A 20,843-nucleotide genomic window follows, 5' to 3' on the forward strand; every position below is an offset into this window, starting at 1 on the left:
CTTCAAGGTAACTTAAGTCACGTCAAACTAAACCAAACACCTCCGGTGCGAAGTCATTCTTGATTCGCGCCGGCTCACTAAACCTGCCATAATTCGCCTTCTATTTTTCTAAACTTCGTACTCTATGATATCTAAAACGTTTTCTGCTGATGGTGCTCTGGGTAAAGCGATCCCCGGGTTTCAACCACGACAAGCTCAGCTAGACATGGCTGAAGCGGTTTCACAAGCGATTGAGAAACAGAGCCAATTAGTTGTTGAAGCGGGAACGGGTACCGGTAAGACCTTTGCTTACTTAGTGCCAGCGCTGCTGAGTGGTAAGAAAACCATCATTAGTACGGGGTCTAAAAACCTTCAAGAACAGCTGTTTCACCGAGATTTACCCTTGATGGTCGATGCGCTTGGCTTTTATGGTCAAGTTGCGTTACTCAAAGGGCGTTCAAACTATTTGTGTTTGGATAGGCTCAGCCGTCAAATGATCGAGAGTCATGGTGCTCATACCGACCCAACACTGCTGGCTCAGTTAGTCAAAGTGCGTAGTTGGTCGTCATCCACTCAAACGGGTGATTTGGGGGATTGTGATGATATTGCCGAAGACAGCCCGGTTATCCCGACGATTACCTCGACCAATGACAACTGCTTAGGTAAAGAGTGCCCAAGCTACACCGATTGCTTCGTGCTGAAAGCGCGTAAAAAAGCGATGGACTCTGATGTGGTTGTGGTAAACCACCACTTGTTCTTAGCGGATTTGGCGATTAAAGAGACCGGATTTGGTGAGCTGATTCCTGAAGCTGATGTGTTTATTTTCGATGAAGCGCATCAACTTCCTGACATCGCCAGCCAGTACTTCGGACAATCGGTTTCCAGTCGACAGATCCAAGAGTTAGCCAAAGACATTGAAATCGCTTACCGAACTGAAGCCAAAGACATGCGTCAGCTACAGAAAGTAGGGGATAGGCTCGTTCAATCGTCAGCCGACCTGCGTATTGTGCTTGGTGATACCGGCTTTCGCGGTAACTGGCGTGAAGCCTTGAAATCCGAGTCGATTGCACGAGAGTTGGTTCGTTTGCAAGATGCGCTGCAACTTGCGGTTGATGTATTGAAGTTAGCACTTGGGCGAAGCCAGCTGTTAGACACGGCTTTTGAACGTGCAAACATGATTAAGTCACGTATTGAGCGTGTGTGCGATGTGTCGATCACTGGCTATTCGTATTGGTATGACACTACACCGCGCCACTTTGCTTTGCACATCACACCGCTTTCCGTCGCCGATAAATTCCACGAACAGATTGAGCTGAAACCGGGCGCGTGGGTATTTACCTCCGCAACCTTGGCGGTATCGGACGATTTCGACCATTTTACCTCACGCTTGGGACTAAAACCGTCGGCACAGTTTTCACTGCCGAGCCCGTTTGATTACCCAAATCAGGCGCGCTTGTGTGTACCTCGTTATCTTCCTGAACCGAATAGCCCCGGTCTCGCCGATAAGCTAGTAAGAATGCTGACCCCGGTGATTGAGCAAAACCAAGGTCGCTGTTTCTTCTTGTGTACTTCACACAGCATGATGAAAGAGTTGGGGGAGCGATTTCGTGAAACACTCTCGGTTCCAGTTCTGCTCCAAGGTGAGACAAGTAAGCAAAAAACCTTAGCCGAATTCATGGAATTAGGAAACGCATTGCTGGTGGCTACGGGCGCTTTCTGGGAGGGGATAGATGTTAGGGGCGACGCATTAAGCTGTGTTATCATCGATAAATTGCCCTTTACGGCCCCTGATGACCCTTTACTTAAGGCTCGAATCGAGGACTGTAAATTAAAAGGGGGTGATCCTTTTGCACAGGTACAGTTGCCAGACGCTGTGATTACCTTGAAACAAGGTGTCGGCCGATTGATACGTGACAAGCGCGATAATGGCGCTTTGATTATTTGCGATAACCGATTGGTGACTCGCGATTACGGTGGCATATTTTTGGCGAGTTTACCGCCTATCCCACGTACCCGTGACTTAGGGGTCATTAAAGAATTCTTAGCTAAAGACCATTCAACCGCTGCTGATTAATTGGCATTGTTGAGTTTAGCCATTATTTTTAGATTAGATAACAGATATTTGAGACACAAATGAGCGCGAAAATTCTTGCAGTAGATACCGCAACTGAAAACTGTTCAGTTGCATTAGTAATGGGTGACCAGGTGTTCGCACGTAGCGAAGAGGCTCCTCGAGACCATACGAAAAAAATTCTACCTATGGTGGATGAAGTACTGAAAGAAGCGAATGTCGCTTTAACCGATATCGATGCTATCGCGTTTGGCCAAGGCCCAGGCAGTTTCACGGGTGTGCGTATTGGTATTGGTATTGCTCAAGGCTTAGCTTTTGGTGCTGATTTACCGATGATCGGTGTCTCTACACTGGCAGCGATGGCGCAAGGCAGTTACCGTAAATTTGGTGAAACTCATGTTGCGACAGCGATTGATGCGCGTATGAGCGAAGTGTACTGGGCTCGTTACAGCCGCGAACAAGATGGTCGTTGGACTGCGATTGATGCCGAATGTGTAACGCCACCAAGTGAATTGGCTGCGCAGTTAGAAGCAGATTCTGAAACATGGGCGAAAGTCGGTACCGGCTGGGAAGCTTATGCCGAGCATATGGATACACTTGCGATCAACACCAAAGCGTGTGAAGTGCTATTCCCAGAAGCTCAAGATATGGCGTTCCTTGCTCAATTCGCTTATGCAGAAGGTAAAGCGGTTGCAGCAGAAGAGTCTGAGCCAGTTTATCTTCGTGACAAAGTGACTTGGAAGAAACTGCCAGGTCGCGAATAATTTTCACAAGGTTCTGATGCAAATTAGGTCTAAATGCGTATTATTTAGATTTGAGAGGGCAGATATTTAGTCATGGTATCAATTAACAACTTACCCCCTTCTTCGATAGGCAATACGTCTAAGCCGAATCGAATTAAAAAGAAGGAGCAGGCAAAAAAATCTGATGCTAGCACTGCGGTTGGGCAACCGACTAAGGTGGCTAATGCTGTTTCTCATTCTATTCGTCAAGTTAAAGAGTCTGAACTGCACAAGGCTCAAATCCAGTATGATCTTCCAGAGGGCCGAGGACGTAAGGCTATGGAAGAGTATATGGATGTAATGAATCAGGCGAAGAAAGAAGAACTTGCAAAGCTTATCGGTGTCGATATCTACATCTAGAGCTTCTTATTAATGCCTGTTTAAGGACCAGAACCATGTCAAATTATCTCTCTAAATTACGCTTAATAGCCTTTTCTCTTGGTGTCTTGGTACTTGCCGGGTGTTCATCACTTCCTAGTGAGCTTGAAGCAAAATCAGAGCCTGTAATTAGTGATTACCAACAGTGGGTCGACCAACTACCGGATGCGCAAAGTGTTCGATTGGGTGGCGTTATCTCTAAAGTGACCAACTTGAAAGATAAGACTCGAATCGAAGTCGCTAATATGCCGATTTCGAGTAGCGGTAAGCCAGATCTAGACGCAGAGCCAAGCGGACGTTTTGTTGGTTATATTGAAGGGTACGTAGAGCCTCTAAGTTTTGCAGAAGGCCGTCTGATTACACTAGTTGGTCAGTCAAGCGGGAGTGAAGATGGAAAAATAGGGGAATACCCTTACACCTTCCCTGTGATGCAAGTGGACAACCAACGTCTGTGGAACATTACTGAGCGCGTTGTTGTTAACGATTTTGCACCAACCTACTACTCGTGCAGGAGTTTACATTGCCGCAGCTTTCAAACGATGCCAAGACAAGGCCGAGTGATACAGGACGTAGAGTAATTAACTTTATTCCACGTTGATTGCGCAAACAGATGGAACTACATGTTTGATGATTGAAAAGTCATACTCCCTCGCGAGCGGGACGCTTGCAACACAACAGATTGGCAACCCACAAACGACCGCAAAGACGGTCGTTTTTATTCATGGGTGGTTGGATAATTCGTCCAGCTTTAATCAGGTTATGCAGCAAGTCGCCAAGTTTGCGCCCAATGCTCACCTTGTTGCTATCGATCTCTTCGGACACGGCTTCTCGTCGCACAAATCGGGAAGTTACTACCCATTTCATGATTATATTGATGACTTGCATCAGTTGGTGACTAAATTATCGCCAAACAGACTGGTGCTGGTAGGACATTCACTTGGTGCATTGATAGCAAGTTGCTATAGTGCCGCCTTTCCTGAAAAGGTGTCAGGATTAATTCAAATTGAAGGTCACGGACCTCTTTCTGAAGCTCCCCACGAAACAGTCTCTCGCTTGAGGGATGGGGTACTCAGTCGTCTTCGACAGCGAAGAAAGCCTTCACGTCCTCTGGCAAGCCTTGAGGATGCTATTAAGCTGAGAGCTCACGCCAACCAAATTAATGCTGAATTAATCGCTCCTATTGTTGAGCGAGGTATTGTCGAGTTCGAGAACTCTTGGCAATGGCGATGCGACCATAATCTAAAATGTGACTCGTTATATCGAATGTCACAGGCGCACGCTGAAGCGATTATGGCGGCTATTGAATGCCCTCAATTGATAATCCTTGGGAATGATGGATTCCGACATTTGCAGCATAATCGCTACAAATCAGTGCATAGTCCTCTGCATATAGAGACTGTTCCTGGTGGACATCATTGTCATTTAGAGAGCCCAGAGCTAGTTTCCGAGCTAATTCTTGGTGTAGTTAACAAAATTTAAACAAGTGTTTGAGCCTTTTAGTGCTCATGCACTAAAGCTGTGCTGTAATACCGCAATGATAAAAAGCGGCGAAGCAGTCGTCAGCTGATAAACGAGGAGTAACATCGTGGATAAACCTTGGCTTTCACGTTATCCAAGTGACGTACCAGAAACGATCAACCCAGATCAGTACCCATCTCTTGTAGAAATGTTTGAACAGTCGGTACAGAAGTACGCGGACCAACCTGCATTCGAGAACATGGGCTCGATTATGACATTCCGTAAGCTTGAAGAGCGCAGCCGTGCTTTTGCCGCTTACCTACAGAATGACTTGAAACTGAAGAAGGGCGATCGCGTCGCGCTAATGATGCCAAACCTACTGCAATACCCAATTGCACTATTTGGTGTATTGCGTGCAGGTATGATTGCAGTGAACGTCAACCCACTGTACACACCTCGTGAGCTTGAACATCAACTGAACGATTCTGGTGCAAAGGCGATTGTTATCGTATCTAACTTTGCGAGCACTTTAGAGAAAGTCGTTGATAACACACCGGTTAAACACGTTGTTCTAACTAGCCTAGGGCAAATGCTGCCACGTGCGAAAGGGACAATTGTTGACTTCGTAGTGAAATACGTTAAAGGCATGGTGCCTAAGTATGATCTGCCGGGTGCTATCTCATTCAGAAAAGCGCTGCACAAAGGTCGTCGTCTTCAATATGTGAAGCCGTTCATGGCGGGTGATGACATCGCGTTCCTGCAGTACACAGGTGGTACTACGGGTGTAGCGAAGGGCGCAATCCTAACGCACCGCAATATGATTGCGAACGTACTTCAAGCGAAAGGGGCTTACGGTCCTGTTCTGCAAGAAGGCCGCGAGTTGGTTGTAACGGCATTACCGCTTTACCACGTATTTGCACTGACGGTGAACTGCTTACTGTTTGTAGAGATGGGGGGGCGTAACCTTCTAATTACTAACCCTCGTGACATTCCTGGCTTTATTAAAGAGCTGCAAAAGGTTCCGTTTACCGCAATTACCGGCGTAAACACCTTGTTTAATGCACTAGTTAATAACGAAGATTTCCACGAGTTGGATTTCAGTAACCTACGCCTATCTGTTGGCGGCGGCATGGCGGTTCAACGCGCTGTTGCTGAGCAATGGAAGAAAGCGACAGGCATTCACCTATTGGAAGGCTATGGCTTAACTGAGTGTTCACCACTAGTAACAGGTAACCCATACGACCTGAAAGACTACACAGGTGCTATTGGCCTACCTGTACCATCGACAGAAGTTCGTATTGTTGATGATGAAGGCAAGGTTATTGCTAATGACCAAGTAGGCGAGCTACAAGTTCGTGGTCCTCAGGTAATGCAAGGCTACTGGCAGCGCCCTGAAGCGACCAAAGAAGTGATCGATCAAGACGGTTGGTTATCGACAGGTGACATCGTTAAGTTTGATGACGAAGGCTTGTTGTACATCGTTGACCGTAAGAAAGACATGATTCTTGTATCAGGCTTCAACGTCTACCCGAACGAGATTGAAGACGTCGTGGCTCTGCACGGTAAAGTGTTAGAAGTAGCAGCTATCGGCCAGCCTCATGAAGTGTCTGGTGAGTTAGTTAAGATCTACGTGGTTAAGCGTGACCCTAGCCTGACCAAAGAAGACATTATCGCGCACTGTCGTGAGCACTTAACGGGTTACAAGATCCCTAAATTAGTCGAGTTCAGAGATGATCTTCCAAAGACTAACGTAGGTAAGATCTTACGCCGCGTACTGCGTGAAGAAAATGATGCAGAACTTGCGAAACGCGCTAGCGAATAATTAGCCCGTTTACGAGAAAGCACTGCACCATAACCATAGAGGCGCTTAATCTAAGCGAGCGCTGAAAAATGGTGTTAGAATGCCGACAGTTAATGTCGGCATTTTTGTATCCGGCGATCAAATAGAAACCTGTGAGAGTTTTTGTGGATTATCAAATCATTACCCAATTGAAAGACCTTGAGCGAGTTTGCCAACAAGCACGTGAAGCCGATGTCGTTATGCTTGATACGGAGTTTGTTCGTACAAGAACCTATTACCCTCAATTAGGCTTGATTCAGTTATTTGACGGCGAAACGCTGTCTCTGATTGACCCTATTGCTCTTGATGAAATGACACCGTTCGTTGGGCTATTGAAAGACGCTTCAGTACTGAAAGTGTTACACGCATGCGGTGAAGATTTAGAAGTATTCCAGAACGCATTTGATTGTACACCAACCCCAATGGTCGATACTCAAATCATGGCTGCGTTCTTAGGGCATGGCTTATCAACAGGCTTTGCTGCTTTGGTTTCAGAGTTTGTTGGTGTGGATTTAGATAAGAGTGAATCTCGTACCGATTGGCTGGCGCGTCCGCTTTCTCAAAAGCAACTCGACTACGCGGCAGCAGACGTTCATTACCTAATGCCTATGTACAATAAGCTTCTTGAGAAAGTGATGGAAGCGGGCTGGTGGGAAGCGGCGCAACAAGAGTCTGACTTACAAGTAGCTAAGCGTATCCGCAAAGTAAACCCAGACACGGCTTACCTTGATATCAAAGGCGCATGGCAACTGAAGCCACAGCAACTTGCTATCTTAAGACCACTTGCAACGTGGCGTTTGAAAGAAGCGATTAAGCGCGATCTCGCATTGAACTTTATCTTTAAAGAACAAGATCTTTGGGCTGTCGCGCGTTTTGCGATTAAGAATCCGAAGCGTATGGAAGAAGAAGGTTTTGATTTCCGCTCTGTACGTCGTCATGGCGCGAAGATCAGCTCAATCGTTAAGTTAGCGGAACACACGCCAGAAGAAGAGTACCCAGCACCAGTTGAACGCTTGATGGACTACCCGGGCTATAAGCAAGTCTTTAAAGTGTTGAAAGATGAAGTGAAAACCGCTTCGCAACACAGTGGCCTAGCGACTGAATTTTTGGCATCGAAGAAGCAACTAAACCAAATGTTGAGTTGGGTTTGGAAGCACGATCGTAATCCAGAAAAACTGCCGGATGTGATGCAAGGTTGGCGTTTAGATCTGGTTGGCGAGAGGCTGAATAAAGCAATCAAATAGCCAAACTGTTTAAGAACAAAACGCAGACACAAAAAAGAGAGCCTAGGCTCTCTTTTTTAATCAATCTGCTGACGAGATAGTGATGATTACTTATCGTCTTCAGGCAGTTTAACGTTCAGCTCTAATACTGAGATATCGTCATCTTTGTGTTCGAACGTAAGGTCAACCATTGATGGATCCACTTCTACGTACTTAGCAATACACTTCAAGATGTCTTCTTTTAGTTGCGGCAGGTAAGACGGCGCTGGGTCGTCATGGCTGCGTCGTTCTGCAACAATGATTTGCAAACGCTCTTTGGCTAGGTTTGCAGTGGTCTTCTTCTGTGGTCTGAAAAACTCTAGTAATGACATTGCGTATTAGCCCCCGAACAGTCGTTTGAAGATGCCTTTCTTCTGTTCCGTTAAGAAGCGGAAGTCAACTTGGCTACCTAGTAGTCGCTCTACAGTATCATTGTAAGCCATACCTGCGTCGGTTGCTTCGTCAAAGATCACTGGAACACCTTTGTTCGATGCGTTCAGTACCGCTTGGCTCTCAGGGATTACGCCCAGTAGAGAAATGTGTAGGATCTCTTCAACATCTTCAACACTCAGCATCTCGCCTTGATTTACGCGAGCTGGGTTGTAGCGAGTCAGTAGAAGGTGAGTTTTCACAGGCTCCAAGCCGTCCTCTGAACGACGAGATTTAGAGTCAAGAATACCTAGAATACGGTCTGAGTCGCGTACAGAAGAGACTTCAGGGTTGGTCGTTACAATTGCTTCATCAGCAAAGTACAACGCCATTAGAGCGCCTTGCTCGATACCCGCTGGAGAATCACAGATGATGAAATCAAAGCCCATCTCATCCAGTTCATCAAATACGCGACGAACACCGTCTTTGGTTAGTGCATCTTTATCACGAGTTTGAGAAGCAGGGAGAATGAATAGGTTTTCTGTGCGCTTATCTTTGATCATCGCTTGGTTAAGCGTTGCTTCACCATTGATAACGTTAACGAAGTCGTAAACAACACGACGCTCACAACCCATGATTAAATCCAGGTTACGCAGACCGATATCAAAGTCGATAACTGCGGTTTTCTTTCCTTTTAGAGCCAGACCAGAGGCAATAGCTGCACTAGAGGTCGTTTTGCCTACCCCGCCTTTACCTGACGTTACAACGATAATGCGTGCCATTATTTTTTCCTTTTATTTCTCTTATATTGCGAGGACGTCAACGTGTAATACATCGTTTGCCATACTGAACATGGTTTTCTTCTGCCAGTACTCGCTTTCAATTTGATCGCTGAGCCAGTAATTTCCTGCAATAGAAACCAACTCGGCTTGTAAATCATTACAAATTATTTTTGCTTCAGTTTGACCACTTGCGCCCGCAATCGCGCGGCCGCGTAACGTGCCATGAATATGGATGCTGCCATCGGCAATCACTTCTGCACCTGCACTTACGTGGCTTAGGATTAATAGGTCGCCATCTTTTGCGTATACCTGCTGACCAGAACGAATTGGGGTTCGAACCACTTTAATTGGTGCCATCTTAGCAGGCGCTTGCGATGGAGACTTACTTGCTGTCATTACTGCAAAGCCAGCTTCCCTCGCGAGGTTTTGCATACGTTTGTCAGAACAGCCAGCGACGCCAACCGGAATCATACCCGCTTGAGAGATACCATCTTTGAGTTTTACGAAGTCGATATCGCCAGCCACTTTACTGATGTTGATAACCACAGGTGCGGCAGCAAAAAAAGTGGGCGCTTGGTCTACCTTCTCTTGAAGAAAAGAGACTGCATTTTCGACTTGATCATCGGATAAGTGCAAAACAGATAGCGTAAAGCTGCTACCTTTTAGATCTGGATTACTAGACATCGAAAAACTACAGGACCTCAATAGCGAATTGGTACAATTTCTTTATGAATAAAATAAAGGGCATTGCCTGAAACTAGGTTTATCATGTTATATTCCCAAACCAAGCACAGCAAGTAATCTTGTTGTCAAATGAACGTTTTGTTCCCAATATTTCCCTAACATAAACTATTGATCTCGCATGTGAGAGTTTTGTAGTCATAATCAATTAAAAAGGTTTGTCATGCTGTGTTCTATATATAAAAGCTCAAAGAAAGAAGGAACATACCTTTATATCCCGAAGAAGGATGATTTTTCACAAGTTCCTGACGCATTGATGCAAATGTTTGGTAAACCTAGTTTTGTAATGGTAATTAAAATGGATGGCCGCAAACTGGCTCAAGTGAACATCGATAAGGTGAGAGAATCACTGAACACCGATGGTTTCTTTTTGCAAGTTCCGCCTCCACCAGTAAACGAACTTGAGCTGTACAAAGAGCGCAAAGCTCAGCAAAACAATCAAGACGAAGAGTGATAACTATCTCAATTCAGGGAGGAGTGATCGTTGAGTAAATTTTCGAAAAGCATATTGGCGGTGTCGGCATTACTTTTAGGTAATAGCCTGACCATTGGCTCAGTACAGGCTCAAGAACTGAGCTTTGAGCAATATGTAGAAAAACTAAAGCAACAAGGCCGTGAAGAAGGCATTTCTGAAGCGATCATTGATGAAGCCTTTGATGGTGTAACGTTTAAGCCAAGAGCGGTCAAAGCGGATAAAAACCAACCTGAAAAGAAACTGACTCTGGATGAGTATATTCCACGAGCAGTGCCAGATTGGAAAGTGAAGCAAGCAAGATCACTGTATAAGAAGCATTACAAAGCGTTAAAGCGCATTGGTGATGAATATGGCGTTCAGCCGCGATTCATTGTCGCTTTATGGGGCGTTGAGAGTAACTTCGGTAAATTCACCGGTAATTACAGCGTTATCGATGCTTTAACAACTATGGCTTACGAAGGGCGCAGAGAAGCGTTTTTCCGCAGTGAAGCGATGGCGGCGTTAACTATTCTTGACCAAGGCCATATCACACCAAAAGAGATGAAAGGCTCTTGGGCTGGTGCTATGGGTCAACCTCAGTTTATGCCTAGCTCATTCTTAGCGTATGCCGCTGATGGCAATGGCGATGGTAAGAAAGATATCTGGGGTACGGAAGAAGATGTATTTGCCTCGGCGGCGAATTATCTGAGCCAATCCGGTTGGGACGACAAGTACACTTGGGGCCGTCAGGTTCACGTACCATCAACGGTGTCTATTGATTTGCGAGGTCGTTCTGAAGACAAAGCGAAATACCTAAAAGAGTGGTCTGAACTTGGTATTAAGCGTTATGACGATCGCCCATTACCTAGCCTTGATGAAGACATTAAAGCTTGGTTAATCATGCCAGATGACGAAGCGGGTCGTTCTTACCTCGTTTACAACAACTACAATGTGTTAATGAAGTGGAATCGTTCTTACTACTTTGCTTTGGCTGTTAGCCATCTAGCAGACAGAATCAAGTTTGATTAGTAGACCTAATTGTATTAATCGGTATGGCTTGCTTTGATAGCATTTGGCCTACCATAGGCAGAACGAACTAAAGGACTCTTCGGAGTCCTTTTTGATTTTATATTTTAGAGTTTTAAGAAGGTGGTCTTGTGCTAACAGATAGAGCTGCACAGATGGTGATATTCCATGCGTTGATCAAGCATGAAGGCTTTACCAGTGCTGCAAAAAGCTTGAACGTTTCGGTGTCTCATATCAGTAAGCAAGTTGCTTTGCTTGAAGACTCTATTGGTATCAAGTTGGTCCAACGAACCACACGTAGCCTCACGCTAACTGAAGCGGGGGAAGTGTTCTATCAGCACTGTGAGCAACTGTTTAATACGGTAAAAGCGGCTCAAATGGATATGGACAGCCAGCGTGATGATATCTCTGGAATACTGCGTGTTGGGCTGTCGCAGTCATTTGGCACCTTACATATCATTCCCGCGATTGATGAGCTCAGACAGTTGTATCCTCAGTTGAGAATCGAAGTCCACCTGTTCGATTACAAAGTAGATATGATTGAAGAGCGTCTAGATCTTTGGATCACCAATAATGAAGACTTGCCAGAAGGGTACATTGCGCAGCGATTAGCTGATAGCCAGTTTGTGGTAGCCGCATCGCCCGATTACCTGATTAAAGCCGGGACACCACACGTACCGTCTGATTTGATCGACCACAACTGTCTTATCTATCGCAGCCGAGAGCGAGACTACACATCGTGGGCGTTTGATAACGGACAAGAGAATCTTAGTGTTAAAGTGGCCGGGGATTACTCGGTGGATTTAGCTGAGGCAGTTCGAGACGCAGCGGTATCCGGGTGGGGCGTGGCTTACTTGGCCACTTACTTAGTGAAGGAAGAGTTCAGAACGGGCAAATTAATCCAAGTCTTGCCGGAATGGAGAGCGAGTCAGCTGATGCCGTTCTATGCTGTGTATCCGAGTCGAAAGAACATGCCGAAGAAGCTTTCTGCGGTGATTGAGTTCATAAAAGATCATATCGGATCGCCAACCTACTGGGATGAAAACCTAAAAACTTGCGTTGAACTGCATCGTTAACTGTTTCCAAATCTATAAATATAATTTCCATATGGAAAAAGTATGCTTTTTAATCAAAGTTAATTATTAAAATTCAATAACTTAATTAAAATCATTGCTCAAGAGTGATTACCCCAACATCACATTAACAACCGCCGCTTGCCGCAAACGATTTCCTCTATAGAATGCGTCGCCTTTCCTAACTACAACTTTTAGGTTGACGCACATGGCTTCGCTACTTGGAATTATTACTATTTTAGTTGCCGCTTGGTTACTATCTACGGACAGAAAAAATATTCCACTAAGAACAGTCTCTCTGGCTTTCTTATTACAAATCTCATTCGCGCTATTGGTTCTGTATGTACCAATGGGTAAAGAAGCGTTGAATGCAGCCACAGGTGCGGTATCTAGCTTGATCAACTATGGTCAAGAAGGGATTAACTTCCTATTTGGTGGCCTTACGAACAACGGTTTCGTTTTCGCGATTAATGTTCTGGGCATCATTATCTTTTTCTCTGCGCTTATCTCTGGTTTGTACCACATCGGTTTTATGCCAAAAGTGATCAACCTTATCGGTGGTGCGCTACAGAAGTTCTTGGGCACAGGCCGTGCTGAATCCCTGTCTGCGACAGCAAATATCTTCGTTGGCATGATTGAAGCACCATTGGTGGTTAAGCCTTACTTGAAACACATGACGGATTCACAACTGTTCGCAGTGATGGTGTGTGGTTTGGCATCTGTTGCTGGTGGTACGCTTGTTGGTTATGCGTCACTAGGTGTAGACCTAAACTATTTGATCGCAGCGGCATTCATGTCTGCACCGGCAGGTTTGTTGATGGCTAAAATCTTAGTACCAGGTAGTGCTGACGATGTTCAAGAAAACATTGAGTCTGATGTTGAAATTCCACGAGCAACAAACGTAGTTGAGGCAATGGCAGATGGGGCTATGTCTGGACTTCGTATTGCCGTTGCGGTGGGTGCGACACTTCTTGCCTTTATCAGTGTGATTGCAATGCTGAATGGCTTGCTAGGTATTGTTGGGGGCTGGTTTGGCGTAAACCTAAGCTTCGAACTTATCCTAGGTTATGTGTTCGCACCCGTTGCATGGCTGATCGGTGTGCCGTGGTCTGAAGCTGTTGTGGCAGGTTCACTGATCGGTAACAAGATTGTTGTGAACGAGTTTGTCGCTTTCATCCAGTTAATGGACGCGAAAGAGGTACTTAGCGAGCATTCACAAGCGATCGTTACCTTCGCACTGTGTGGCTTTGCTAACATCTCAACGATGGCGATTCTGATTGGTGGTCTGGGTAGCTTGGTACCAGAGCGTCGCTCTTTCATCTCACAATACGGCTTTAAAGCGATTTGTGCAGGTGTGTTTGCTAACCTAATGAGTGCAGCGATTGCTGGCGTGGTACTTTCACTGTAAGTACCTAGTTTAATCATTAAGCACCGAGTGGATGAGTCAGTTACTTTATTTCCCCTATAGTAAAGTGACTGATTAATCACAATAATATTCGGTTAGCACGAAAAAGAGAGCCTATAGTTTAATGACGTAGGCTTTCTTGTTTCAGTAAACAGATTTGGACCACAGGGTGTGGCACCAATTATTTAGAGGCATAAATGGATTTGTCGATTACTTCTTCTTTGGCGCTAATTGGACTTTTGTCTTTAGCCTGTCAACTGCTTGGCTGGCGTTTGCGTCTTCCCGCTATTCTCCCTCTTCTCATTGTCGGCCTGCTATTGGGCCCCGGTTTAAATGTCCTTAACCCAGATGCCATTTTTGGCGAAGTGCTATTTCCGCTGATTTCATTAGGTGTTGCCATCATTCTGTTTGAAGGCGCATTGACGCTTAATTTCAAGGAGATCAGAGGCCATGGTCGCATGGTGACTCATCTAGTGAGTGTCGGCATGCTGATTACATGGGCGTGTATCGTGGTCGGTGCTTATTACTTTGTTAACTTTAGTTGGCCATTAGCAGCGCTATTTGGAGCCTTGGTAGTGGTGACGGGCCCGACAGTGATTGTGCCTATGCTGCGTAGTATTCAGCCCAAAGCTTCTCTTGGCAGCATTTTGCGCTGGGAAGGTATTGTGATTGACCCAATAGGCGCTCTGTTTGCGGTTCTGGTTTACGAATACATTGTCTCTTCAGCCGACCCTACCGGTCACGTGTTGTTTGCGCTTGGGCTGACTTTGGCTATTGGTTTAAGCTTAGGGATCATCGGTGGCCATTTGATTGCCAAGATGCTGCAAGGGCATTGGGTGCCACACTATTTGCGTAATGTGGCAGTGCTGACGTTAATGTTGGCGGCGTTCTCGTTTTCTAATGACTTGAGTGAAGAGTCGGGCTTGTTAACCGTGACCATCATGGGGATCTGGCTTGCCAATGTGAAAGGCTTGGATATCGAAGACATCATCGAATTCAAGGAAACTCTGACTGTGCTGCTCATTTCTGCGCTGTTTATTTTGTTAGCCAGTCGGCTCGATTCGGGCGCGTTCCTGTCGATAGGTTGGGGCGGTATAGGGTTGTTAGCGGTGGTTATGCTGGTGGCTCGCCCGTTAAGTGTGTGGATCAGCGGGATCGGCACGGATCTTAGTTCTGCAGATAAATGGTTTTTGAGCTGGATGGCGCCGCGCGGGATCGTGGCTGCAGCGGTTTCTTCTCTGTTTGCGATCAAACTTCAAGAGAAGCAATTGATTGATGGGGCAGATCTGCTGGTGCCCATGGTGTTCTTGGTCATTATCGGCACGGTTGTTATTCAGAGTTTAACCGCAAGTTGGTGGGCGAGAAGGCTAGGTGTCACTCAAGAGAAAGCGCAAGGGGTTATCTTCTTTGGTGCCACCCACTTCGCAAGACAGTTTGCCAAGGTGCTCGCGACTCATAACATCAATAGTGTGCTTGCGGATACCAACTGGGAGAGTATTCGCTTGGCGCGTATGGATAGCTTGAATGTCTACTTTGGTAACCCAGCTTCCAGTCACGCGGAAAACAATTTGGAACTGGATGGGATAGGGCGAGCGATGATTGTCTCACCTTATCGCCAAACTAACCCGTTAGTCAGCATGCATTATCAAGACGAGTTTGGTGCCAATAAGGTTTTTGAGCTTGAGTCACCAGAAAGCAAGCACGAGAGACACCAAGTGAGTCGAGATGGCAACCGAAGTCTATTTGAGGAAGGCGTGACCTACTCCAAGCTTAATTCGTTAATGGCTCAAGGCTGTCAAATTAAGAGTACAGGGCTGACAGAGGCATTTGATCTGAATGAGTTTAATGCTTTGTATCCTAAAGCGATTTTACTTGGAGTTATCAATGGCGGTGATTTCCGTTTAATTACTCAAGGGGCTGACTTAGAAAAATTCATATCAACGGAGTGTGAGATCATCAGTTTGTTGCCGCCGTCAGATCTGGCAGAAAAAGGCGAGGCTCCGGATAAGTAGCAAATGCTCTTTATCAAAAGCGATTAGCTTTGTATCCGAAGTGTATCGCTTAATATTAAAAAAGCCGCAGCGTATATCACGCTGCGGCTTTCTCATTTAATTTATATTGCGTTACAGATTACTTCGAGTGAAACTGCTCGCAAGCGATCATAGTATTCTCGATTAAGCTCGCCACTGTCATTGGGCCAACACCACCCGGTACAGGTGTGATGAAGCTTGCGCTCTCTTTCGCGACATCGTATTCAACGTCACCGACTAGTTTGCCAGATTCTAAACGGTTGATACCAACATCGACCACAACTGCACCTTTCTTAATCCATGCACCAGGAATGAAGTTAGGCTTACCTACAGCAACCACAACAACGTCTGCTTGACGTACGTGGCCTTCAAGGTCTTTGGTGAAACGGTGACATGTCGTCGTCGTACAACCCGCTAAAAGTAGTTCTAGAGTCATTGGGCGGCCTACGATGTTTGAAGCGCCAACAACAACCGCGTGCTTGCCACGTAAATCGATGTTGTAACGGTCAAGCAGCGTGATGATACCTTTTGGCGTACAAGAGCGAAGCTTAGGCATACGTTGAGCCAAACGGCCGACATTGTATGGGTGGAAGCCATCAACGTCTTTCTCTGGTGTGATGCGCTCAAGAACGTGAGTGCTATCGATACCAGCAGGTAGAGGCAGTTGAACCAGAATACCGTCGATCTCTGGGTCTTGGTTTAGTTGGTCTACTAGGTTTAACAGTTCATCTTCTGTTGCAGTGGCTGGCAAATCGTAAGATTTAGATACGAAGCCAACTTCTTCACACGCTTTACGCTTACTACCAACGTAAACCTGAGAAGCAGGGTCTTCACCCACTAAAACAACCGCTAGGCCCGGAGCGCGTAATCCAGCTTCAGTACGAGCTTTTACACGTGCAGCAACTTCGGAGCGAACCGTTTGAGAAATTAGCTTTCCATCAATATTTTGAGCAGTCATGAATTTCCTTAGTATTGATATTCAAGTTAGTGGCTGATGTTTTTGGCGCATTATTCCAGAAAATCTTTTTGATTACCATCAAGCAAACGATTGCTTTGCTCTATTTTCCAACACTTATATGTTTGTTGCCCTTTTTTTACTCACTTAGATCAGAATGTTACATAAAGCCGTTGCTTTCATGATTCGAATTCGTATAATTCCTTCCTGTAGCGCGCCCTTAGCTCAGCTGGATAGAGCACGTCCCTTCTAAGGATGTGGTCGAAGGTTCGAATCCTTCAGGGCGTGCCATTATTTAAAGAAACCCGATAGCTCTCTGAGTTGTCGGGTTTTTTGCATTTCACCCATCATAAAACACTTCTTTTAAAGCTCCAGTTATTTCCTTCTCTTATTCATTTCGTTCGGCTCATGTAATAGAAAGTTAAAATTGTTCCTTTTTTGGGGTTTACATCATTTGGTAATAAAGCCACTATGAATTCACGAAGAATAGACAAGTAAAGCTGTTCACCAGCGGGTTTAGGAATCAAACCTTCTGCTGATGGCTGATTTAGAGGAAGTAATGGCAGGAAACAGTATCGGACAACATTTCCGCGTGACCACGTTCGGAGAAAGTCACGGTATCGCACTAGGATGTATCGTAGATGGGTGCCCACCAGGATTAGAAATTACCGAAGCAGACCTTCAAAAAGATTTGGACCGTCGTCGCCCTGGTACTTCTCGCTATACAACGGCTCGCCGTGAAGCAGATGAAGTAAAGATTTTATCAGGTGTATTTGAAGGCCAAACTACGGGTACTTCTATTGGTCTATTGATTGAAAATACAGACCAACGCTCTAAAGACTATTCCGAAATTAAAGACAAATTCCGCCCAGGCCACGCTGATTACACGTACCATCAAAAGTACGGTGTGCGTGATTACCGTGGTGGTGGTCGTTCTTCAGCTCGTGAAACTGCAATGCGTGTTGCGGCTGGTGCGATTGCAAAGAAATACCTAAAACAAGAATTTGGTGTTGAAATCCAAGCTTACCTTTCTCAAATGGGCGATATCTCAATTGATAAAGTGGATTGGAACGAGGTTGAAAACAACGCTTTCTTCTGCCCTGATGCAGATAAAGTACCTGAGTTTGACCAACTGATTCGTGACCTACTAAAAGAAGGCAACTCGATCGGTGCGAAGATTCAAGTGGTCGCGACTAAAGTGCCTGTAGGCCTTGGTGAGCCGATCTTTGATCGCTTAGATGCTGATATCGCGCACGCACTAATGAGCATTAACGCTGTGAAAGGCGTTGAGATTGGTGATGGCTTTGATGTGGTTAATCAACGCGGTAGCGAACACCGTGATCCATTAACGCCAGAAGGCTTCGCTAGCAACCATGCTGGCGGTATCTTAGGTGGTATCTCTACTGGCCAAGATATTGTGGCAAGCATTGCGCTTAAGCCAACATCAAGCATTACGGTACCGGGTGACACTATCACTAAAGATGGTGAAGCGACGCAGCTCATCACTAAAGGTCGTCACGATCCATGTGTTGGTATTCGTGCGGTGCCAATTGCAGAAGCGATGCTAGCGATTGTTCTACTTGATCATCTATTACGCCATCGTGGTCAGAACCATGGCGTAACGACGAATACTCCTCAAATCTAACGATTGAGTGAATGAAAAAAGGGTTGCTTCCTGTTGGAGCAACCCTTTTTGTTTTCTAGTGGTATTCGTTGTTAATGCACAGAGCTTTCAGGATCAAGCTGGAATGAAGGCAAGCGCCATTTGAATCTCACAGCTGCCATACGCAGCAAGTAACCCACCACAAGTGTCACAATCGTTGCAGTGACATCGTTAATGCCAAACTCGAGTAAGCCTAGGTATAAGCCTGAAGCAATCAATGCGATAGAGGCGTAAAGCTCTTCATGCAGCACCAGCGGTGTTTGACGACAGATAAGATCACGCAGCAAACCACCAAATACACCAGTAACCAGTGCTGATACCATACAGATCATTGGGTGAAGGCCCATGTTCATCGCCACTTTAGTGCCTATGATACTGAATACAATCAGACCTAGCGCATCTAAGCGAATGAACAAACCTTTAAGTTTAATAACCCACTTAGCTAGGCCTGTTGTGACAACGCCTGCCACACAAGTAATCGCAAGAAATTCAGGGTTCTCAACCCAACCTAACGGGTAGTGACCAAGCAAGATGTCTCGCACTGTACCACCGCCAATCGCCGTTGCGCTGGCAACCAACATTACACCAAACCAATCCATTTTTTGTTTACCAGCACTGAGAGCACCGGTCATGGCTTCTGCCGTGATGCCAATGATATACAAAACACTTAGTAGCATTGCTGTAGCTCTATTATTTAGGTCTATAAATTGGAGTCTTATAGGCCTTGGAGATATAAAAATGAAGCGCGAGTGTAGTAGTAAAACAGGTGATTGACGAATGAATATTTGTACCGTGAATGAGCATTTCAGATTAGCTAAACTAATCATTCACCTAAAAGTGGTGTAATCTGGATGCTGCAATCGATTGTCCACCTCTAGGACAACGATATTGCGAATGTCATTACCCCTAATAGGGCTTTACCGTGCGCGCAAAAAAACGCAAAATGCGCCTGTTCTTTTTACTTTAATTTGATTCTATGACGCACCAATATCCAGATATCATCAATATTTTCAACCAAACCTTTTTCGATAGCTTCAATACTAAACTCGAACTGGGTGAAGATGAGCCTATTTATCTACCAGCCGATGAGCAGGTTCCTCACCATCGTATAGTGTTTGCTCGCGGGTTTTATGCCTCTGCACTGCACGAGATCGCGCACTGGTGTGTAGCGGGTCCTGAGCGTCGTTTATTGGAAGATTTTGGTTATTGGTATGAGCCAGATGGTCGAACAGAAGCGGTTCAAGCTGAGTTTGAAAAGGTAGAAATCCGCCCGCAAGCGTATGAATGGATCATTGCAACCAGTGCAGGCTTTCCTTTTAATGTTAGCTGTGACAATCTACACGGCGATTTTGAGCCAGATCGTTTGGCCTTTATGAATAAAGTACACAACGAAGTCATGGGTATCCTAGAAGTTGGTCTTCCACCAAGAGTCAAAATGCTTTCTGAAGCGTTGCGCGACTTCTACGATGTAGAACCTCTGTGTGCTAGCCAGTTTATTGTGAAATAAGAGAATATTATGATTATCGAATTTGAAGAAAAACTACTTGAAGTAATTGATGCTCGCATTGAAAACGCATCAGATGACGAACTGTTTGCGGGTGGTTACTTACGTGGTCATATTTCTCTTTCAGTGGCTTCATGTGAAGAAGAAGGCATTGAAGATTTAGCAGAAGTGAAAGCGCGCATTGAGAAGAGCCTAGATGATGCTCGCTCTGAACTCACACCTGCAGATCGCACCATTGTGAATGACCTTTGGGTTGAGCTGCAAAACCAAGCTTAATCGCGGGTTATTTATCATCGTCTGCTCAGTCCCTTCCTTTCCATTTTGCTGAGCAGTGAATATTTTGAGACTCATTCGAAATTTTTGAATGAGTCTGTTCAATCCTTGTGATGGTGCCATTTTCTGACTACGTTATTCTAACCCCACTTAACGAGATTACAGAAAGGGTTATATCATGAAAGTTATCGCATTCGGCGCAAGCACAAGCTCTACTTCTATCAACAAAGCACTAGCAACTTACGCAGCTAACTTGATTGAAGGTGCTGACGTAAAAGTTCTCAACATCACTGATTATAACGTTCCTATGTTCAGTGAAGACACTGAAAAAGAGATCGGCCAAGCAGAAGGCGCGCAAGCATTTTTGCGTGACTTAGCAGAAGCGGACGCATTTGTTATCTCTTTCGCAGAACACAACGGACATTACCCAGCAGCGTATAAAAACCTATTTGATTGGGCGACACGCATTGAGCGTTCAGTATTTGGCGAAAAGCCTGCGGTTTACCTAGCGACTTCTCCTGGCCCTGGTGGTGCGCAAACAGTACTTGGCGCGGCAACAGGTTCTGCACCGTACTTTGGCGGTAACGTTAAAGCATCGGTTTCAGTACCAAGCTTCTACGATAACTTCGACTTTGAATCTGGCGCTATCAGCAACGAAGAGATCGCACAGCAGATTAAAGAAGCCGTCGCTAAGCTTTAACTCTTATTAGTGCTTAAACCCAGTAAAGTCGTTTGAAAGTTTAAGTCATCAGATACAAAAAGCCCGAGAGACATAACGTCACTCGGGCTTTTTCATTG

The 20,843-nt window shown here is 45.4% G+C and carries 21 protein-coding genes and 1 tRNA gene; 17 read left to right on the forward strand and 5 right to left on the reverse strand.

From position 1 onward, the window contains the following. Positions 1 to 124 precede the first annotated feature (124 nt). The 7 genes from F0232_RS13825 (at position 125) to rnd (ending at position 7,752) form a co-directional block, all read left to right on the forward strand. Positions 125 to 2,053 (forward strand): ATP-dependent DNA helicase, encoded by a 1,929-nt coding sequence (locus tag F0232_RS13825; protein WP_048611472.1) that lies wholly within the window; start codon positions 125 to 127, stop codon positions 2,051 to 2,053. Positions 2,054 to 2,112: 59 nt separating this feature from the next. After that, positions 2,113 to 2,814 (forward strand): tRNA (adenosine(37)-N6)-threonylcarbamoyltransferase complex dimerization subunit type 1 TsaB, encoded by a 702-nt coding sequence (tsaB, locus tag F0232_RS13830; protein ID WP_050645446.1) that lies wholly within the window; start codon positions 2,113 to 2,115, stop codon positions 2,812 to 2,814. Between the two features lie 72 nt (positions 2,815 to 2,886). Beyond that, positions 2,887 to 3,192, forward strand: a complete 306-nt coding sequence (locus F0232_RS13835) for a hypothetical protein (RefSeq protein WP_048610433.1) — start codon at positions 2,887 to 2,889, stop codon at positions 3,190 to 3,192. A gap of 35 nt (positions 3,193 to 3,227) precedes the next feature. Next, positions 3,228 to 3,788: a Slp family lipoprotein gene (locus tag F0232_RS13840; RefSeq protein WP_105057452.1), complete on the forward strand. Its 561-nt coding sequence runs from the start codon at positions 3,228 to 3,230 to the stop codon at positions 3,786 to 3,788. Between the two features lie 49 nt (positions 3,789 to 3,837). After that, positions 3,838 to 4,689: an alpha/beta fold hydrolase gene (locus F0232_RS13845; RefSeq protein WP_105057451.1), complete on the forward strand. Its 852-nt coding sequence runs from the start codon at positions 3,838 to 3,840 to the stop codon at positions 4,687 to 4,689. A gap of 106 nt (positions 4,690 to 4,795) precedes the next feature. Then, positions 4,796 to 6,490: a long-chain-fatty-acid--CoA ligase FadD gene (gene fadD / locus F0232_RS13850; RefSeq protein ID WP_017062375.1), complete on the forward strand. Its 1,695-nt coding sequence runs from the start codon at positions 4,796 to 4,798 to the stop codon at positions 6,488 to 6,490. Between the two features lie 143 nt (positions 6,491 to 6,633). After that, the gene (rnd, locus tag F0232_RS13855) at positions 6,634 to 7,752 is read left to right on the forward strand and encodes a ribonuclease D (protein ID WP_061033719.1); all 1,119 of its coding nucleotides are present in this window, start codon (positions 6,634 to 6,636) and stop codon (positions 7,750 to 7,752) included. 86 nt (positions 7,753 to 7,838) lie between these two features. Here the strand turns inward: rnd and minE are convergent, their stop codons facing one another. From minE to minC, 3 genes are read right to left on the reverse strand one after another with little or no spacing between them, the layout of a single operon-like run. After that, on the reverse strand, positions 7,839 to 8,102 hold the full coding sequence (minE, locus tag F0232_RS13860; protein WP_004737949.1) for a cell division topological specificity factor MinE: 264 nt from the start codon (positions 8,100 to 8,102) through the stop codon (positions 7,839 to 7,841). A 6-nt stretch (positions 8,103 to 8,108) separates the two neighbouring features. Continuing rightward, a complete protein-coding gene (minD, locus tag F0232_RS13865) occupies positions 8,109 to 8,921 on the reverse strand; it encodes a septum site-determining protein MinD (protein ID WP_008221225.1) in 813 nt (270 codons plus the stop codon). A 21-nt stretch (positions 8,922 to 8,942) separates the two neighbouring features. Beyond that, positions 8,943 to 9,605, reverse strand: a complete 663-nt coding sequence (minC, locus tag F0232_RS13870; RefSeq protein ID WP_061033720.1) for a septum site-determining protein MinC — start codon at positions 9,603 to 9,605, stop codon at positions 8,943 to 8,945. Positions 9,606 to 9,825: 220 nt separating this feature from the next. Between minC and F0232_RS13875 the strand changes: the two genes are divergently transcribed. The 5 genes from F0232_RS13875 (at position 9,826) to F0232_RS13895 (ending at position 15,632) form a co-directional block, all read left to right on the forward strand. Then, positions 9,826 to 10,116, forward strand: coding sequence for a YcgL domain-containing protein (locus F0232_RS13875; protein ID WP_004737952.1), 291 nt, complete (start codon positions 9,826 to 9,828; stop codon positions 10,114 to 10,116). Between the two features lie 30 nt (positions 10,117 to 10,146). Continuing rightward, positions 10,147 to 11,145 (forward strand): lytic transglycosylase domain-containing protein, encoded by a 999-nt coding sequence (locus tag F0232_RS13880; RefSeq protein WP_105057450.1) that lies wholly within the window; start codon positions 10,147 to 10,149, stop codon positions 11,143 to 11,145. 152 nt (positions 11,146 to 11,297) lie between these two features. Continuing rightward, positions 11,298 to 12,218 carry a LysR family transcriptional regulator gene (locus F0232_RS13885; RefSeq protein WP_105057859.1) on the forward strand — a complete coding sequence of 307 codons (921 nt, stop codon included), beginning with the start codon at positions 11,298 to 11,300 and terminating at the stop codon, positions 12,216 to 12,218. Between the two features lie 205 nt (positions 12,219 to 12,423). Next, positions 12,424 to 13,623 carry a NupC/NupG family nucleoside CNT transporter gene (locus F0232_RS13890; protein ID WP_105057449.1) on the forward strand — a complete coding sequence of 400 codons (1,200 nt, stop codon included), beginning with the start codon at positions 12,424 to 12,426 and terminating at the stop codon, positions 13,621 to 13,623. A gap of 194 nt (positions 13,624 to 13,817) precedes the next feature. Continuing rightward, positions 13,818 to 15,632 (forward strand): sodium:proton antiporter, encoded by a 1,815-nt coding sequence (locus tag F0232_RS13895; RefSeq protein ID WP_105057448.1) that lies wholly within the window; start codon positions 13,818 to 13,820, stop codon positions 15,630 to 15,632. Between the two features lie 118 nt (positions 15,633 to 15,750). Here F0232_RS13895 and folD read toward each other — a convergent pair whose 3' ends face one another. Continuing rightward, entirely contained in the window at positions 15,751 to 16,608 is an 858-nt protein-coding gene (folD, locus tag F0232_RS13900; RefSeq protein ID WP_008221243.1) for a bifunctional methylenetetrahydrofolate dehydrogenase/methenyltetrahydrofolate cyclohydrolase FolD, read from the reverse strand. Positions 16,609 to 16,819: 211 nt separating this feature from the next. On the opposite strand from folD, the gene F0232_RS13905 reads away from it, so the two are divergent. Further along, positions 16,820 to 16,896, forward strand: a tRNA-Arg gene (locus F0232_RS13905). Between the two features lie 268 nt (positions 16,897 to 17,164). Further along, the gene (gene aroC / locus F0232_RS13910; RefSeq protein ID WP_061033762.1) at positions 17,165 to 18,250 is read left to right on the forward strand and encodes a chorismate synthase; all 1,086 of its coding nucleotides are present in this window, start codon (positions 17,165 to 17,167) and stop codon (positions 18,248 to 18,250) included. A gap of 71 nt (positions 18,251 to 18,321) precedes the next feature. Here the strand turns inward: aroC and F0232_RS13915 are convergent, their stop codons facing one another. Beyond that, positions 18,322 to 18,945 carry a trimeric intracellular cation channel family protein gene (locus F0232_RS13915; protein WP_061033724.1) on the reverse strand — a complete coding sequence of 208 codons (624 nt, stop codon included), beginning with the start codon at positions 18,943 to 18,945 and terminating at the stop codon, positions 18,322 to 18,324. 299 nt (positions 18,946 to 19,244) lie between these two features. Here F0232_RS13915 and F0232_RS13920 point away from each other — a divergent pair, with 299 nt between their 5' ends. From F0232_RS13920 to F0232_RS13930, 3 genes are all read left to right on the forward strand, one after another. Beyond that, complete coding sequence (locus tag F0232_RS13920; protein ID WP_061033725.1) at positions 19,245 to 19,775, forward strand: elongation factor P hydroxylase; 531 nt, start codon at positions 19,245 to 19,247, stop codon at positions 19,773 to 19,775. A 9-nt stretch (positions 19,776 to 19,784) separates the two neighbouring features. After that, complete coding sequence (locus tag F0232_RS13925) at positions 19,785 to 20,048, forward strand: YfcL family protein (RefSeq protein WP_004737967.1); 264 nt, start codon at positions 19,785 to 19,787, stop codon at positions 20,046 to 20,048. Positions 20,049 to 20,223: 175 nt separating this feature from the next. Continuing rightward, on the forward strand, positions 20,224 to 20,745 hold the full coding sequence (locus tag F0232_RS13930; RefSeq protein ID WP_105057447.1) for an NADPH-dependent FMN reductase: 522 nt from the start codon (positions 20,224 to 20,226) through the stop codon (positions 20,743 to 20,745). The last annotated feature ends 98 nt before the right edge of the window (positions 20,746 to 20,843 follow it).

The organism is Vibrio sp. T3Y01 (assembly GCF_013114525.1).
GTDB lineage: Bacteria > Pseudomonadota > Gammaproteobacteria > Enterobacterales > Vibrionaceae > Vibrio > Vibrio chagasii_B.

Coding starts and splice junctions, on each gene's coding strand:
- F0232_RS13825 (WP_048611472.1), top strand. CDS start 125: ATGATATCTAAAACGTTTTCTGCTGATGGTGCTCTGGGTAAAGCGATC.
- tsaB (WP_050645446.1), top strand. CDS start 2,113: ATGAGCGCGAAAATTCTTGCAGTAGATACCGCAACTGAAAACTGTTCA.
- F0232_RS13835 (WP_048610433.1), top strand. CDS start 2,887: ATGGTATCAATTAACAACTTACCCCCTTCTTCGATAGGCAATACGTCT.
- F0232_RS13840 (WP_105057452.1), top strand. CDS start 3,228: ATGTCAAATTATCTCTCTAAATTACGCTTAATAGCCTTTTCTCTTGGT.
- F0232_RS13845 (WP_105057451.1), top strand. CDS start 3,838: ATGATTGAAAAGTCATACTCCCTCGCGAGCGGGACGCTTGCAACACAA.
- minE (WP_004737949.1), bottom strand. CDS start 8,102: ATGTCATTACTAGAGTTTTTCAGACCACAGAAGAAGACCACTGCAAAC.
- minD (WP_008221225.1), bottom strand. CDS start 8,921: ATGGCACGCATTATCGTTGTAACGTCAGGTAAAGGCGGGGTAGGCAAA.
- minC (WP_061033720.1), bottom strand. CDS start 9,605: ATGTCTAGTAATCCAGATCTAAAAGGTAGCAGCTTTACGCTATCTGTT.
- F0232_RS13875 (WP_004737952.1), top strand. CDS start 9,826: ATGCTGTGTTCTATATATAAAAGCTCAAAGAAAGAAGGAACATACCTT.
- F0232_RS13885 (WP_105057859.1), top strand. CDS start 11,298: ATGGTGATATTCCATGCGTTGATCAAGCATGAAGGCTTTACCAGTGCT.
- F0232_RS13890 (WP_105057449.1), top strand. CDS start 12,424: ATGGCTTCGCTACTTGGAATTATTACTATTTTAGTTGCCGCTTGGTTA.
- F0232_RS13895 (WP_105057448.1), top strand. CDS start 13,818: ATGGATTTGTCGATTACTTCTTCTTTGGCGCTAATTGGACTTTTGTCT.
- folD (WP_008221243.1), bottom strand. CDS start 16,608: ATGACTGCTCAAAATATTGATGGAAAGCTAATTTCTCAAACGGTTCGC.
- aroC (WP_061033762.1), top strand. CDS start 17,165: ATGGCAGGAAACAGTATCGGACAACATTTCCGCGTGACCACGTTCGGA.
- F0232_RS13915 (WP_061033724.1), bottom strand. CDS start 18,945: ATGCTACTAAGTGTTTTGTATATCATTGGCATCACGGCAGAAGCCATG.
- F0232_RS13920 (WP_061033725.1), top strand. CDS start 19,245: ATGACGCACCAATATCCAGATATCATCAATATTTTCAACCAAACCTTT.
- F0232_RS13925 (WP_004737967.1), top strand. CDS start 19,785: ATGATTATCGAATTTGAAGAAAAACTACTTGAAGTAATTGATGCTCGC.
- F0232_RS13930 (WP_105057447.1), top strand. CDS start 20,224: ATGAAAGTTATCGCATTCGGCGCAAGCACAAGCTCTACTTCTATCAAC.